The sequence below is a fragment of the Lactobacillus sp. ESL0785 genome, assembly GCF_029395455.1.
Lineage (GTDB): Bacteria > Bacillota > Bacilli > Lactobacillales > Lactobacillaceae > Lactobacillus.
This window is the reverse complement of the sequence record NZ_CP113916.1, coordinates 1435414-1450532: the sequence shown is the minus strand read 5'-3', so window position 1 is coordinate 1450532 and position 15119 is coordinate 1435414. Positions and strand designations below refer to the sequence as shown.

The window sequence follows — 15119 nt, the reverse complement described above, 5'->3', positions numbered from 1 at the left end:
AACCTAAGATTGCTAATAATATTCAACATTTTTCTTAAGTAATGGTTAAAAGTATGAAGAAATAGAGTTTGGCTTTTAAGTAAAGCGACTGTTTCTTCCATATAATATAATTTATAGAATTTTTTAGTAAATATGTTGGTAAGGCTAGACAGATAAAGTTAAATTGACATGGTGGTTGTTTAAGTGCTATTTTCTAAGAGGGAGAAAGTTTGGAGTGAACTATGCAAACAATTGAAAATTCGCTTTTACGAGTTACTATTGATGAGAAGGGTGCACGAATGGTTAATTTTGTGGCTCAAAATGATCAAGTTGATTATCTCAAAAATAGTACTGATCAGAAGCAGTTAGCAGTTACCTTTAAGAAGGCAGATCAAGAAGAAAATTGGGCAACGCTGTTACCTTGGACAGTGGTTGACAAGGGAGATACAAGAGTCAGCTTAGCTTTGATTGACGATGCGGTCAGCTATAAGAAATTTCCATATCATTTTGAAATTATTTTAACGTATGCACTAGAAGGAAATCGTATAGATATTAAATGTTACGTTAAGAACAATTCACATAAGGAAATGCCATTTTCATTATCACTTACGTTACCTATTTTAGATGAATGGATTAGCAGTGAAAATGTCAATGAAGTTGAATTGACAGATCGTAAAGCAAAACTAAAATTGACTTCAACTAATTTTGCTTTGGCACTTAAGAATGAACAAGTAATCGCTTCAGTTAATGATGTAAAGTTAGCAAGCGATAGCGATGATGAATTTCTAGTAACTATGACACTTAATTAGAGATAGTAATGATTTTAATAAGAAGTTGTGAGCAAACCAGCATTGGTTTGCTTTTTTTGCTATAATACATTCATTGTTGATTAATATTTGGGTAATAGAATTATGGAGCACAATAACAATCACCCGCGTGCAAGTCGGGTCGAATTACATGCAAAAGACTATAAAAAGAAGCGACGGTTGGTAACTTGGCTGTTAAGCATTATGGCGCTGATTGTTACAGCAGCCGTTATTTATTCTGCTTACGTTTTTTATCGTACTAAGACGACAATTGACAATGCATATGATCAGAATAACCAAGTGCAAATTCATGCCGGTGAGTTTAATGGTAAAAAGAAATTTGCCGTTTTATTATTAGGGACTGATACTGGGGCACTTGATCGTACCGAAAAGTTTGGTAATACCGACACAATTATTTTAGCGCTGGTTAATCCGCAGAAGAAGCGGTATACATTGATGTCAATTCCACGGGATACAATGGCGCAAATGGTTGGTACGTCGCAATTTAAGACTGAAAAGATTAACGCAGCCTATTCTTTGGGTGGTGCCAAAATGACGATGGCCAGTGTTGCACAATTGATTAATGTGCCGATTAAATATTATGCACTAGTTAATATGCGCGGTATTATGCGGCTGGTTCGTTATGTTGGCGGAATTTATCTTCGACCAACGCTCAGTTTTGAATACGGCGGCTATGTTTTTAAGAAAAATCAATTAACCCATATGGGTGGCGGTGGTGCTCTTGCTTATTCTAGAATGCGCTATGATGATCCTCAAGGTGACTACGGTCGGCAAAAGCGTCAGCGTCAGGTAATTACTACTTTAATTAAGCGTTCAGTGTCATTAAATACTTTGGCTAAGCTAAATTCGGTTTTAACAGCAATTTCGGGTAATGTTAAGACTAATTTGACCTTCAAGGCTTTAGAAGAAATTGCGCTTAATTATCGAAGTTCAACTAAAACCGTTGAAAACGATTATTTACATGGTCATAACGCGACAATTGATGATGCTTCTTATCAAGTACAATCGACTAAGGAATTACAGCGAGTGTCAGATTACGTACGTGGAGAACTAGGATTATCACTTGAGCCAATTAATAATAATGAAACTTATCAAAATAAACAAAATACGGCACAAGGTTTTAATTTTATGGATCCAGCAACACAAAATTATACAATTGATCCCAATTATCAAAGTCAAAGTTCACAGGAGGAAGATGATAATTAATGGCACGATTGTGGGCACTTTTAATCGGTTATGGTTTAGGCAATTTTTTATTTGCACTAATAATTGGGCATTTTATCTTGCATCAAGATCCGACTAAAGTCGGTTCCGGTAATCCGGGGACTGCTAATGTAGGTGCTGTTTTTGGTAAAAAATGGGGTATAATAACTTGCGCGGGCGACTTAGGCAAAACCGCTGTTGCGCTGCTGGTTGTTCATTATTTTTTACCAGGGGCAATTAATTTGCTTTATGCTGGCTTAGGGTTAACTCTGGGACATTGCTTTCCTTGTTGGAATAATTTTCAAGGTGGTAAAGGAGTAACTGTAGCAGCTCTTTTAGCTGTAATTTATGACTTACGTGCTGGTGCGCTGACTTTACTTCTGGCATTAATTGTTATGATTTTATTACAGAATTTGACGATTCCGCCGTTAGTATTTATGATAATATTTAGTCTGTATGAGTTAATTCGAGTTAGAGAAGCTGGAATATTGTTGTTAGCGATGACGCTGATTATGGCTTTTAAGTTTAGATTTGATCTCCAAGATTTTTTTGCTGGTAAAGGTAAAAAGGTTGATGTTTTATACACGATTAAGCGAAAATTGGGTATAAATATGAAGTAATGGAGAATATTTTTTAGTGAGGATATACTAGAAACATGAGTAAAAATAAGAAAACGTTAAAAGCTGTACAGATTATTTGTCTGTTAGTTGCGACTTTCTTGATGTTAGTTCAGATGTTTAATTTAAAGGGAATAGCGTCTAGAACGCCTTATTCATTTATACGGTTTGTGCCTAATATGCTGAATAATGCGACGATGATTATTGTTCCCATGATCTTTGGGGCGGTTTATAGCAAGAAAAAAGAGCATGCGAGTGAAAGCTTTAAGTTTTGGCTGTTGGGAGTTACAACATTAATTATTTATTACCTGTTGTTTTTCTTTAAGTCACCAGGCAGCTTCAATATGTGGCGTGTTTGGGGAATGCTATTCCCAATTATCACTAGTACATCAGTGCTGTTTGCTGGCTTGTTTTTTAGTTTATTGGTGCAGCCATATTTGTATGATTTGCAGCACAAATTAACTAATAAGCAAAATCTGCTAGTACTGAGTATCATGACACTACTTGGTTTTGCATTAAGTGCCGGAAGTTTGTTGTTCCAATATTCGGTTTACGGTATTTATTTGATTTTATTTTTTGCCTGGGGAATGTTTTTGGCAAATATTACAATTAGTCGCAAAACTTTGCTTTGGTCATTAGTTGCAGGTTTGGTATCATTTTTTGTTGTCTTGATTGGGGTACCAGGTTTTGATGCCGTTTATTGGTCGCAAATAATTTCTGGTAATAATAGTGGTTATTGGAATAGAGAATTTCTGAATAATCAAACATCACCGTTTATGTTTTTGATGGTGTTAGCAGTTTTCTTACTATTCAAAAAGATAATTGTATCCTTTAGCAGCCGGGAGATGTACTACTTTATTCCAGTAATTATGTTTATGGATGCACCGATTTCACATCATTTCATGAACTCATTCAAGATTACTGAATCTTCAACCATCAATAAGTTAATCATGCTTGTAGTGATGATGGTTATTGCTGTTTTGTGGTACCTTCTTTTGGATCGCTACTTGTTTAAGTTTAAGCCAGCAGTACGGGTTATTAATTACTTAGATCATGAGACTAATTTAGCCAAAATTTGTGAAAAGATGTGGGCAGTTGTTACTAGGTGGGTTGTTACTAATAAAATCAACTTACTTACTTGGACATGGTTCTATATCTTAAGTTTTGCTTCTTTCTTAATTGAATCCGATAATTTACGTATTCAAATTAGTACGGCGAAAAATATTAATGCAATTGTTTATTTGCTTGGAACCAAGTTTTTTGCAATTATATTAACGACAATTTTCCTCGATGCGTTATTCTCAGTTCTATACTTTATTACAACGCGTTATTGGACCTCTAATGTTCTAGTTAGTGTAATTGCGATTGGTTGGGCTGTTGCCAACAAGATTAAGTTAACTTTACGTGGTGAGCCAATTTATCCAACTGAGCTAAGTGAAATCGTCAACTGGAAGACGTTATTGCCAATGGTCGGTAAGAACATGGTTATTGCGATTTTAATTGCCCTAGTTCTTGTGATTCTCATTGATGTCTTTTTAGAACGTAAACATCCGATTAAGAAGCGGGGATCATGGAAACGTCGTGGTATCTGGGCACTACTTAGTTTAGTCTTGTTCATGACACCACTACGGTTTAATCACGATGGTGGCTTTATTTCACATGTTAGTCACGGCTTTGATAATAAGCAGAAGTTCAGTAGTCCTGAGCGTGATATTCAGGTTAACGGTCCAGTATTAAACTTTTTGAATTATATTGATTTACAAATTATGAATCAACCAACGGGTTATTCATCTTCAACGATTAATCAATTAGATAAGAAGTATACTAAGGTTGCTGCTAAGATTAATAAGACGCGGAAGAACGATGTAAATAAGCAGACAATTATCTTTAACTTAAGTGAAAGTTTTGTTGATCCGTATACTTTTCCAACAATTAAGATTGATCGCTCGGCACCAAATCCAGTTAAGTTTATTCAATCAATGAAGTCCCGTTCAACGTATGGTACGATGCTTAGTGCTGGTTATGGTGGTGGTACTGCCAATATGGAATGGGAAACTCTAACAGGTTTGAACATGGGGATGTTTAAGTCTAACTTGACACCATATGTTCAGGTTGTGCCAAATTATAGTTTCTATCCAACAATTGGGATGAACTTTGATTACAAATCTGCAATTCACCCATTTATTGGTACTTACTACTCAAGAATGGAAGATTACCATAGATTTAAGTTTGATAAATTTGTTTATCTCGGTTCGGGGTACAAGATTATTGACCAAAAGAAGTTAGGTAGAAGTGGCTATAATTCTGACTTTACAACCTATGCAAATGGCTTAAAACAAGTTAAGGCCCGTAAAGGTGGCCAATTCATTAATTTGATTTCAATTCAAAACCATATGCCGTACAATAACTGGTACCCGAAGAATGAGTACATGGGTAAAATTACCGGTGACTTATTTAAGTCAGCTGCTGATCGTGAGCAGATGGCAACATATGTTAAGGGGACACAGTATACTGATAAGGCTGTGAAGAAGTTTATTCGACAGATTGATAAGATTAGGAAGCCAATTACGTTAGTCTTCTATGGTGATCACTATCCAAGTATTCTGTCACAAAGCTATACGGATAAATATCCAGTGCAAATGCATTCTACACGCTACTTTATTTACTCAAATAAGTATGCACGTGATCATGGTGCTAAGACTAGATTGTCCCGTAAAGCTAATAATTACGTCAATACCAGTGACTTTATTGCAATGATGTTGCAACAGACTGATTCTAAAGTTACGCCATATCAAGCATTATTGACAGAAGTACATAAGAAGTTACCAGCAATTACTATTAACTTTAGTGGTGATAAGGGCTTTAACTTGGTTAACCGTCAAGGTAAAATGGTTGATCCTAAGAAATTGACGAAGAAGCAACAGAAGTTGTTAGCTGATTATGAAATGATTCAGTATGATATGACATCTGGTAAAGCTTATGGCTTAAAAGCACCTGGTTTTTATAAATAATAAAAAACATTGACTAATTAAAAATAAATTAGTATTATCATTTATAATAAAGATTAAGTAGCACTTCGATTCAGTGTTCAGAGAACTAGCGGTTGGTGTAAGCTAGACAGGTCGAAGATTTTTAGCGAAATACGAGTTGGGTGGTTCCCGTAAAGACCATAAAGGTGTTTAATTAGCACAAACGTGGGTGGTACCACGGCTAGAAAATAATTTAGTCGTCCCTAGGTTCTGATGAACCTAGGGACGTTTTTTGTTGGAGGAATAACAATGGCAAATTTTGATATTTTAGAAGATTTGAAATGGCGTGGTGCCATTAATCAAGAAACAGATGAAGCAGGTTTACGGCAATATTTAAAAGATCATGATGACTTGGCTTTGTATTGTGGTACTGACCCAACGGGTGATTCTCTGCATATTGGACATCTCATTCCTTTTATGATCTTGAAGAGATTTCAACTTGCTGGTTATCATCCTGTAATTGTTATTGGTGGTGGTACTGGGACAATTGGTGATCCTTCTGGTCGTAAGTCTGAGCGGACTTTATTAAGTGCAAAGAAGTTACATGAAAATGAAGTTTCATTAACTAAGCAAATGGAGAATTTGTTTGGTACAGAAAACTTTGAAATTGTGAACAACGCTGAATGGCTAGACAAGCTGAGTTTGATTGATTTCTTGCGTGATTATGGTAAGCATTTCCAAGTTAATAACATGTTAAACAAAGATGTTGTTGCTAGTCGGTTAGAAAATGGGATCTCCTTTACTGAATTTTCTTATCAAATTTTGCAAGCCATTGATTTTTATCATCTAAATAAGGACCATGGTGTGCAGATGCAGATTGGTGGTAGTGATCAATGGGGGAATATTACAGCTGGTATTGATCTCATTCATAAGCTGGAAGGCCAAGATAAGCAAGCTTTTGGCTTAACTATTCCGCTAATGCTGAAGGCTGATGGCACTAAGTTTGGTAAGTCTGCTGGTGGTGCTGTGTGGCTTGATCCTGAAAAGACCAGTCCATACGAGTTCTACCAATTCTGGATTAATCAAGATGACCGTGATGTTGTTAAATATTTGAAGTACTTTACTTTCCTCAGTCATGAAGAAATTGATGCTTTGGCTGAAGCAACAGAAAAAGAGCCATGGAAACGGGCAGCACAAAAGAAGCTGGCTGAAGAAGTAACGAAGTTCGTTCATGGTGAAACTGGATTAAAAGAAGCACAAATGATTACTGATGCGCTATTTTCTGGTGACATTAAGAACTTGTCAGTTAAGCAAATTGAAGAAGGTCTAAAGAGTGCACCAGCTGCTGAAGCAGGTTCTGAAAGTAAGAATATTGTTGACTTTTTGGTTGATACTAAGGTTGAGCCTTCTAAGCGGCAAGCTCGTGAAGACATTAAGAATGGCGCAATTTACATTAATGGTGATCGTGAGCAATCGGTTGACTTTGATGTTGATCCAAACAAAGCTTTCGCTGGCAAATATGTCATTGTCCGTAAAGGTAAGAAGAAGTATACTTTAGTGACAATTAAATAATAATTTGTTTTTACTTTATATGGTATTCGTAATTGCCTTGGTAGTCGTCACGGTTAATTAAAAAAGCCCATAATAAATTTTCTAAATATATTTAAAATCTTCAGCTGATAATATATACTTAAAATATATTAGAATATATTTTAGAAGATAATTAATGAGTACAAAGCAAATTTTAGTAACAACGACTGAAAGAATTCCGAATCAGGACTATGAAGTTTTAGGCGAAGTCTTTGGGATGACAACTCAGTCCAAAAATATGTTTAAGGATTTAGGAGCTGGCTTAAAGTCAATGGTTGGCGGTGAAATCCGTAGTTATACTAAAATGTTAGAAAAAGCACGAATCCAAGCATTAGACCGTTTGCGAACAGCAGCCGAAGAAAAAGGAGCTAATGCAGTCGTCATGATGAGGTTTGATTCAGGCTCAATTGGTAGCGATATGCAATCAGTAGTTGCTTATGGTACAGCCGTTAAGTTTTGTTAGATATTAATTCTTTAAAAGCATTCGATCATAACGAATGCTTTTTTGGTACAATAGACTTGCCACTTTAGCTCAGGAGGTAGAGCACCGCCGTGGTAAGGAGGAGGTCCCCAGTTCAAATCTGGGAAGTGGCTTAATATTGAAATTAATAGAAAGGACACTCAAATTGGAGATAACTGAGGTAATCAATTTTGTTAGGAAACAGCTTAAAGATGAAAAAACTGGTCACGACTTTTATCATGGTCAGCGAGTAGCTCACTTAGCTAAAAAAATGTACTTGCAGGATAATTCTAATGCGCACCAAGATAGTCGCATAGTGGCAATTATTGAAGCAGCTGGGTATTTACATGACACAATTGATGAAAAAATTTGTCCGGATCCAGAAATTGTCTTGACCAATATCCAAAAAATTTTGTCACAAGTTGGTTTTACGTCTTTAGAAATGAAGGACATTTTGTTTACGATGCAGCATATGTCATTTTCTAAAAATATTGAACACCATTATCAGTTACCTGTTTCGGGACAATATGTTCAAGATGCTGATCGGATTGAAAGCCTGGGTGCAATTGGAATTGCGCGTGCTTTTACTTATGGTGGTGCTCATGGTAATGTGATTTATGATCCAACAATTAAGCCGCAAAAATTAGTCAGCCATGATCAATATCGTCAGCATCAGGAGACGACAATTAATCACTTTTATGAAAAATTATTTCAGCTTGAAGATTTAATGAATACGGCTGGCGGTAAAAAAGAAGCTCATATTAGAACTGAATATATGCATAATTTTGTTAAAGAATTTATTCAAGAATGGGATGTGTAAGTTGCGAGCTAGGGTTGTGATTTATAATTGCCAAACATAAGCTGTATTACTAATTTACCGTTTAAAGAATGGTTGTGATTATTGGGTGGTCCCAGTTGGCGATGCTAAGGAGCAAGAGTGGTCAAGTTTAGTGAATGTCTGTACTAATTTGGGTAAAATTTAGTAAATTGCCATGGCTTAATTTAATGTCACCACAGGCAAAGTCAAAAATAAGTGAATATTTCAAAAATTAGGTATCAGTCTTGCTGGTGCTTTTTTGTTTTAATTATGATTAATACTGTACAAAATTATTATTAAACTAATATATTATGTTGTATGAATAAAAAGATAGTTAAATAGCTTGAAAAATAATGATGTTGCAATTAATAAAGGGAATTTAAATGCAGCGGTTTAGACAGCTGTTTAAAAGCAGTGTACGCAAATTATTGCTAGATAAGTTAAGGTCTCTCATTCAGTAAACTAATTTTATTAAACGCAAAAAGTATCTATTTCTTTGGTTAATTTTACATAAGTCGATAAATTTCAAAAAATTTTCAAATTCTGCTTTGAAGCATACAAAAATAATGGTGTGACTGTCTTGGGACATGTTCTAGACCAATTATAAGAATCTTGATAAATCAACACTTTATCTTGTGGTGAGCCTTTGACATAACCACTAAATATTGATATTTTAGTAACTGAAAAGATGTTTAGGAGGTTACAACATGAGCATAAAGTTTAAGAAAATTTGGTCAACAGCAGCACTGGTCTTTACAGCCGGTATGGTGTTAACAGCATGTTCTGGTAAAAAGCAGGGTGGCAGTGGTAATAGTAGTGATAGTTCTAAACACTCCATTGCTTTGGTAACAACAGCAGCTGGAGTTAATGATAATTCGTTTAACCAATCAGCGTGGAATGGGTTCAAGGCATATGGCAAGCAACATAATTTACAGCGTGGCAAGAATGGTTACCAGTATTTCCAATCAAGCAGTGATGCTGATTTTGTTCCTAACTTTGATCAGGCCAGTAAAGCCGGGTATCAAACAATTTTTGGCATTGGTTATAACCTAAAAGATGCTGTCAGTGCAGCAGCTAAGAAGAATCCTAAAAAGAACTACGTTATTGTGGATGAGGTAATCAACGGACAAAAGAATGTTGCTTCGGCTAACTTTAAGAGTGAGCAAGCAGCTTACTTAGCAGGAGTTGTCGCTGCTGCTGAAACTAAGACAAACGTAATTGGGTTTATTGGTGGCGTTCACGGCAATATTATTGACCTGTTTGATGCTGGCTTTACTAAGGGCGTTAACGATGAAGCCAAAAGACTGCATAAAAAAGTAACACTTTTAAATCAATATGCTGGTAGTTTTACCAGTGCAGACAAGGGTAAAGCAATTGCCCAATCGATGTATGCGAAAAAAGCAGATATTATCTTCCATGCCTCTGGCTCTACTGGCGATGGACTATTTCAAGAGGCTAAGTCCATTAACCAAAATCGGCCTGCTTCTAAGCGTGTCTGGGCTATCGGTGTTGATGTCGACCAGTCTTACTTGGGTAATTACAAGTCAAAGGATGGTAAAAAAGCGAACTTTGTCTTAACTTCAGTGATCACTGGCGTTAATATTGCTACCCAAGATATCGCTAATCGGGCATATAACGGTAAGTTTCCTGGCGGACAACATCTTGTTTACGGCTTAAAGACCAATGGTGTCTCAATTAAGCGGGGCCAAATTACACCTACTGCTTGGAAAATTGCTCAAGAGGCGCGGTCGCAAATTATTGCTGGGTCAATTAAGGTGCCGATTCACCCAGCTAAATAGTTCGCTATTTAGCGCACGCAAAACTGCTTTAGCCAATAATAAAAAATAATACTGTTGCAATTGCGTATTTTTAAGATAAAATAGATATAAATAGTTCGTTATTTATGGAGGGCAGAAAATTGCAGCGTAAATTTAGTAAGTTATTGGCTTTAGGCACAGTTGTGGCATCAGTTGGTTTGGTTTTGAGTGCGTGCTCTGGCAAAAAGCAAAGTTCGGGAAGTCAAAATAGTAAAGGCAGTGTAGCTTTAATTACTGATAGTAATGGGGTTGATGACCAATCGTTTAATCAAGCTGCTTGGCAGGGCTTTAAGGCGTATGGTAAAGAACACGGGTTTACTCGGGGTAAAGGCTACCAATATTTTCAATCAGATAGTGCATCAGACTTTACTCCTAACTTTAATCAAGCTGCTAAGTCTGGCTACCAAACAATTATTGGTGTTGGCTATATGTTAACGGATTCAGTTAAAGCAGCAGCTAAAAAGAATCCCAAAAAGAATTTTGTCATTATTGATGATGTAGTTACGGGACAAAAGAATGTTGCTTCAGTTACATTCGAAAGTAATCAATCCTCTTATTTGGGTGGGTTAGCAGCAGCTTATACAACCAAGACAAATAAAGTAGGCTTTATCGGAGGTGCTAAATCCAGCATAATTGATAAGTTTGAAGCTGGTTTTAAGCAAGGAGTACAAGACGGAGCTAAGGCACTGCACAAGCAAATTAAGGTTTCAACTGAATATGTTGGCAATTTTTCTTCAACTGACAAGGCTAAGTCAATGGCGCAGTCAATGTATGCTAATAAGACCGATATTATTTTTCAAACGGCAGGTGCTGCTGGTAATGGGGTCTTTCAGGAAGCCAAGGATCGTAATCAAGCACGACCAGCCAATCAAAAAGTTTGGGTAATGGGTGTTGATGTTGATCAAACCAACTTGGGTAATTACAAGGCTAAAGATGGTAAAAAGGGCAACTTTACTTTGACCTCGGTTTTGAAGGGATTAGATGTTGCCTCAAAGTCATTAGCTGATGATGCCTATCATGGTAAATTTCCAGGTGGCAAGCACTTAGTTTATACCTTAAAAGGCAACGGTGTTTCATTGACACACGGTAACTTGTCTGCTAAGACTTGGACCGCAGTCAATCGGGCTAAAGCACAAATTATTGCTGGTAAAATCAAGGTTCAAGAAACGACTAAATAATTAATAATTGAAAACTCTTTGTGTAAACAAAGAGTTTTTTAACAAAAAGGAAATTAATAAGCAAAATGGAAAATGTGACGAACGTAATTGAGATGCGCCATATTGTTAAGGATTTCAACGGCTTTAAGGCTAATGATGATATTAATTTGGTCTTGCATCATGGTGAAATCTTAGCTTTACTTGGTGAAAATGGTGCTGGTAAGTCGACTTTGATGAGTATTTTATCGGGATTGCTAGCACCAACGGCTGGTGAAATCCTGGTGCGTGGTCACCAAGTTGATGTTAAAAATCCAACAGTAGCTAAAGACTTAGGCATTGGGATGGTGCACCAGCACTTTATGTTAATGGATTCATTTACCGTTTTAGAAAATATTATTTTGGGTCACGAGACAACTAAGGGTCCTAAGTTAGATTTAAAAAAGGCCAAGACTCAAGTTGAAGAACTGTCTAAACGTTATGGCCTGAATGTCGACCCTAACAAAAAGGTCGGCGATATTACTGTGGCTCAGCAACAGCGGGTAGAAATCTTAAAAGTGCTGTACCGCGGTGCGGATATTTTGATTTTTGATGAGCCAACGGCAGTGCTGACGCCGCAAGAAATTACAGAATTTATCGAGATTCTTAAGGAACTGGCCAAAGAAGGCAAATCAATTATTTTGATTACACATAAGTTAGAAGAAATCAAAAGAGCAGCTGACCGCGTGACTGTTATTCGCGCTGGTAAAAGTGTCGGCACTTTTAATGTAGCCGATGTTACTGATAATAACTTAGCGGAATTAATGGTTGGTCGCCACGTTGATATGCGACTAACTAAGCCAGCAGTAGAGTTGGGCAAGACTATTCTTGAGGTAATTAATCTTCAGGTTAGAAATAAGCAGGGAGTTGCCGCGCTCAAGGGTCTATCCTTTAACCTGCGTGGCGGTGAGATTTTGGGTGTAGCCGGAATTGACGGCAACGGTCAAGATGAACTAGTAGAAGCAATAACGGGTTTGCGGCACGTTAACGCGGGCAAAATTATGATTAATGATCGCGATTTGACTAACCAGAAGGTACGTAAAATTACGCAAGGCGGCGTAGCTCATATTCCCGCTGACCGCCAAAAATATGGCTTAATTTTGCCATTTTCAGTTGCGGATAACTTAGCTTTGCAGGATTATTATCAAGAACCATTTTCGCGACATCATATCTTGCACCGTGATGTTATTAATCAGCACGCGCAACAGCTGGTGAAAAAGTTTGATATTCGCACCACTGGCATTAATTTACCAGTTAGCGACTTGTCCGGTGGTAACCAACAAAAGGTAATTATTGCTCGGGAACTAGACCGTGACAGCAATTTAATTATTGCGTTTCAACCGACACGGGGACTGGATGTCGGAGCAATTGAATATATTCATAAGCAACTATTAGAGGAGCGAGCAAAGGGCAAGGCTATTTTGCTAGTTTCTTATGAACTAGATGAAATTATGCAATTATCTGACCGAATTATCGTGCTTCACGATGGTAATATTTCTGGTGAAGTTAAACCAGAGGAAACTAGTGATGAAGAATTAGGTCTGTTGATGACCGGAATTAAGAAAGAAGGTACTGCTCTTGCTTAAAGTAACATCTAGAACCAAAAGAATTTTAGTACCAATTATTTCCATTCTTGCTGGCTTTTTAATCGGTGCAGTAATTATGTTAATTTGGAATTATAATCCAATTCAGGCTTATTCCTCAATGTTTGCTAGTGCTCTTGGCAATATGAATGGTATTGGCGAGACTATTCGGGAGGCAACACCGCTAATTTTTACAGCGATTGGCTTTGCGATTGCTTCCAGTGCTGGCTTTTTCAATATTGGCTTACCTGGTCAGGCACAAGCTGGTTGGTTAGCTTCAATTTGGGTCGTGTTAGCTAATCCTAATTTACCCAAAGTTGTCTTACTACCGCTGGCAATAATTACTGGAATTGTTGCTGGAGCAATTGTTGCAGGGATTGCTGGCTGGCTGCGGGCTCAATTTGGGACGAATGAAGTTATTACTACGATTATGCTTAATTATGTAGTGCTTTATTCGTGTCAATATTTAATGCAGCAGGTTATGCCTGGTAGTTTGCGGCTAGATACAGATACGACTAAGACGATTGCCGCTAATGGCAGTTTGAAAATTGGTTGGTTGAGTTCTTTCTTTGGCGATTCGCGGATTAATGCTGGGATATTTCTAGCATTAATTGCAGTTGTGGTCTACTGGTATTTAATGAAGAAGACGACTACTGGCTTTGAAATTCGGTCGGTTGGGACTAACCCTTATGCTAGTCGTTATGCTGGAATGTCTACCAAGAAAAATATAATGTTATCAATGCTTTTGTCAGGAGGATTTGCCGGACTGGGCGGTGTTGTTCAAGGCTTAGGAACCTACCAAAATTACTTTACTCAGACTACGAGTTTGGATATTGGTTGGGACGGGCTATCTGTTGCCTTATTGGGTGGCAGCACAGCTGTTGGTATTTTGCTGGCTGCACTGTTGTTCTCAATTTTAAAAATTGGTGGCTTGGGAATGCAGACAATTGCTGGTATTCCTTATGAAATCGTTTCAATTGTGATTGCCGCAATTATTTTCTTTATTGCTATTCAGTATGTGATTGGTCGCTTGTTTAAAGACAAGCAGAAGCCTGACTTAGCAGCTGCGAAAATAAAAAATCAGGTAGATAACGGGGGGCAAAAATAATGAGTTTGGTAGCGATTCTATCTTTACTAGTGTCATCGACTTTTGTCTATTCGGCACCGCTAATTTTTACCGCATTAGGCGGGGTTTATAGTGAGAACTCTGGTATCACTAACATTGGTCTTGAGGGAATTATGACGATGGGCGCCTTTTCGTCAATTGTGTTTAACCTGACCTTTGCTGGTACTTTGGGAAAGATAACGCCATGGCTAGGTGCCTTAGTTGGCGGAATTGTTGGACTGATCTTTTCACTACTCCATGCAGTAGCGACAATTAATTTTCATGCTGATCATATTATCAGCGGCACGGTACTCAATTTAATGGCACCACCGCTCGGTGTTTTCTTAATTAAGGCTATTTATGATAAAGGCCAAACAGAAAATATCAATCAGAGTTTTGGCTATTTTTCTTTTCCAGGTTTAGCTAATATTCCAGTGATTGGTCCGATTTTCTTTCAAAATACTTCAGCACCAGCTTGGGTAGCAATTATTATGACCATTATTCTTTGGTGGGTTTTATATAAGACACGCTTTGGTTTGCGGTTGCGTTCTTGTGGTGAAAATCCTCAAGCTGCTGATACATTGGGGATTAATGTTTATGGGATGCGTTATGCTGGTGTCTTAATTTCCGGATTTCTTGGCGGCATTGGTGGTGCCGTTTTTGCGGAAGCAATTTCCGGTAACTTTTCTGTTTCCACAATCGTTGGTCAGGGCTTTATGGCTTTGGCAGCGGTAATTTTTGGTAAGTGGAATCCGCTTGGAGCAATGCTAGCCTCATTGTTCTTTGGCTTTGCGCAGAGTATCAGTATTATTGGTAATCAATTGCCATTTTTCAATCATATTCCTGCTGTTTACATGCAGATTGCACCGTATGTGATTACAATTGTAGTGTTAGTATTGTTCTTTGGTAAATCAGTTGCGCCAGCTGCTGATGGTCAAAATTATATCAAGTCAAAATAA

At 37.4% G+C, this 15119-nt stretch carries 12 protein-coding genes and 1 tRNA gene; all 13 read left to right on the top strand.

What is annotated here, in order from left to right; genetic code table 11:
* Positions 1-221: 221 nt before the first annotated feature.
* The 13 genes from OZY43_RS06945 (at position 222) to OZY43_RS06885 (ending at position 15119) form a co-directional block, all read left to right on the top strand.
* Positions 222-788, top strand: coding sequence for an aldose epimerase (locus tag OZY43_RS06945; RefSeq protein WP_277164382.1), 567 nt, complete (start codon positions 222-224; stop codon positions 786-788).
* A 102-nt stretch (positions 789-890) separates the two neighbouring features.
* Positions 891-2012: an LCP family protein gene (locus tag OZY43_RS06940; RefSeq protein ID WP_277164380.1), complete on the top strand. Its 1122-nt coding sequence runs from the start codon at positions 891-893 to the stop codon at positions 2010-2012.
* A complete protein-coding gene (locus tag OZY43_RS06935) occupies positions 2012-2629 on the top strand; it encodes a glycerol-3-phosphate acyltransferase (protein ID WP_277164378.1) in 618 nt (205 codons plus the stop codon). Before OZY43_RS06940 ends, OZY43_RS06935 begins: the two co-directional genes overlap by 1 nt.
* A 35-nt stretch (positions 2630-2664) precedes the next feature.
* A complete protein-coding gene (locus OZY43_RS06930; protein WP_277164376.1) occupies positions 2665-5637 on the top strand; it encodes an LTA synthase family protein in 2973 nt (990 codons plus the stop codon).
* Between the two features lie 267 nt (positions 5638-5904).
* The gene (tyrS, locus tag OZY43_RS06925) at positions 5905-7167 is read left to right on the top strand and encodes a tyrosine--tRNA ligase (RefSeq protein WP_277164374.1); all 1263 of its coding nucleotides are present in this window, start codon (positions 5905-5907) and stop codon (positions 7165-7167) included.
* Between the two features lie 154 nt (positions 7168-7321).
* On the top strand, positions 7322-7648 hold the full coding sequence (locus tag OZY43_RS06920; RefSeq protein WP_277164372.1) for a heavy metal-binding domain-containing protein: 327 nt from the start codon (positions 7322-7324) through the stop codon (positions 7646-7648).
* A 58-nt stretch (positions 7649-7706) separates the two neighbouring features.
* Positions 7707-7779, top strand: a tRNA-Thr gene (locus OZY43_RS06915).
* A 32-nt stretch (positions 7780-7811) separates the two neighbouring features.
* Positions 7812-8465 (top strand): HD domain-containing protein, encoded by a 654-nt coding sequence (locus tag OZY43_RS06910; protein ID WP_277164370.1) that lies wholly within the window; start codon positions 7812-7814, stop codon positions 8463-8465.
* 704 nt (positions 8466-9169) lie between these two features.
* Positions 9170-10261, top strand: coding sequence for a BMP family protein (locus OZY43_RS06905; RefSeq protein WP_277164368.1), 1092 nt, complete (start codon positions 9170-9172; stop codon positions 10259-10261).
* A 119-nt stretch (positions 10262-10380) separates the two neighbouring features.
* The gene (locus tag OZY43_RS06900) at positions 10381-11457 is read left to right on the top strand and encodes a BMP family protein (RefSeq protein ID WP_277164366.1); all 1077 of its coding nucleotides are present in this window, start codon (positions 10381-10383) and stop codon (positions 11455-11457) included.
* Between the two features lie 65 nt (positions 11458-11522).
* Complete coding sequence (locus OZY43_RS06895) at positions 11523-13058, top strand: ABC transporter ATP-binding protein (protein WP_277164364.1); 1536 nt, start codon at positions 11523-11525, stop codon at positions 13056-13058.
* Entirely contained in the window at positions 13051-14163 is a 1113-nt protein-coding gene (locus OZY43_RS06890; RefSeq protein WP_277164362.1) for an ABC transporter permease, read from the top strand. The genes OZY43_RS06895 and OZY43_RS06890 overlap by 8 nt, the downstream gene beginning before the upstream one ends.
* Entirely contained in the window at positions 14163-15119 is a 957-nt protein-coding gene (locus tag OZY43_RS06885) for an ABC transporter permease (RefSeq protein ID WP_277164360.1), read from the top strand. The genes OZY43_RS06890 and OZY43_RS06885 overlap by 1 nt, the downstream gene beginning before the upstream one ends.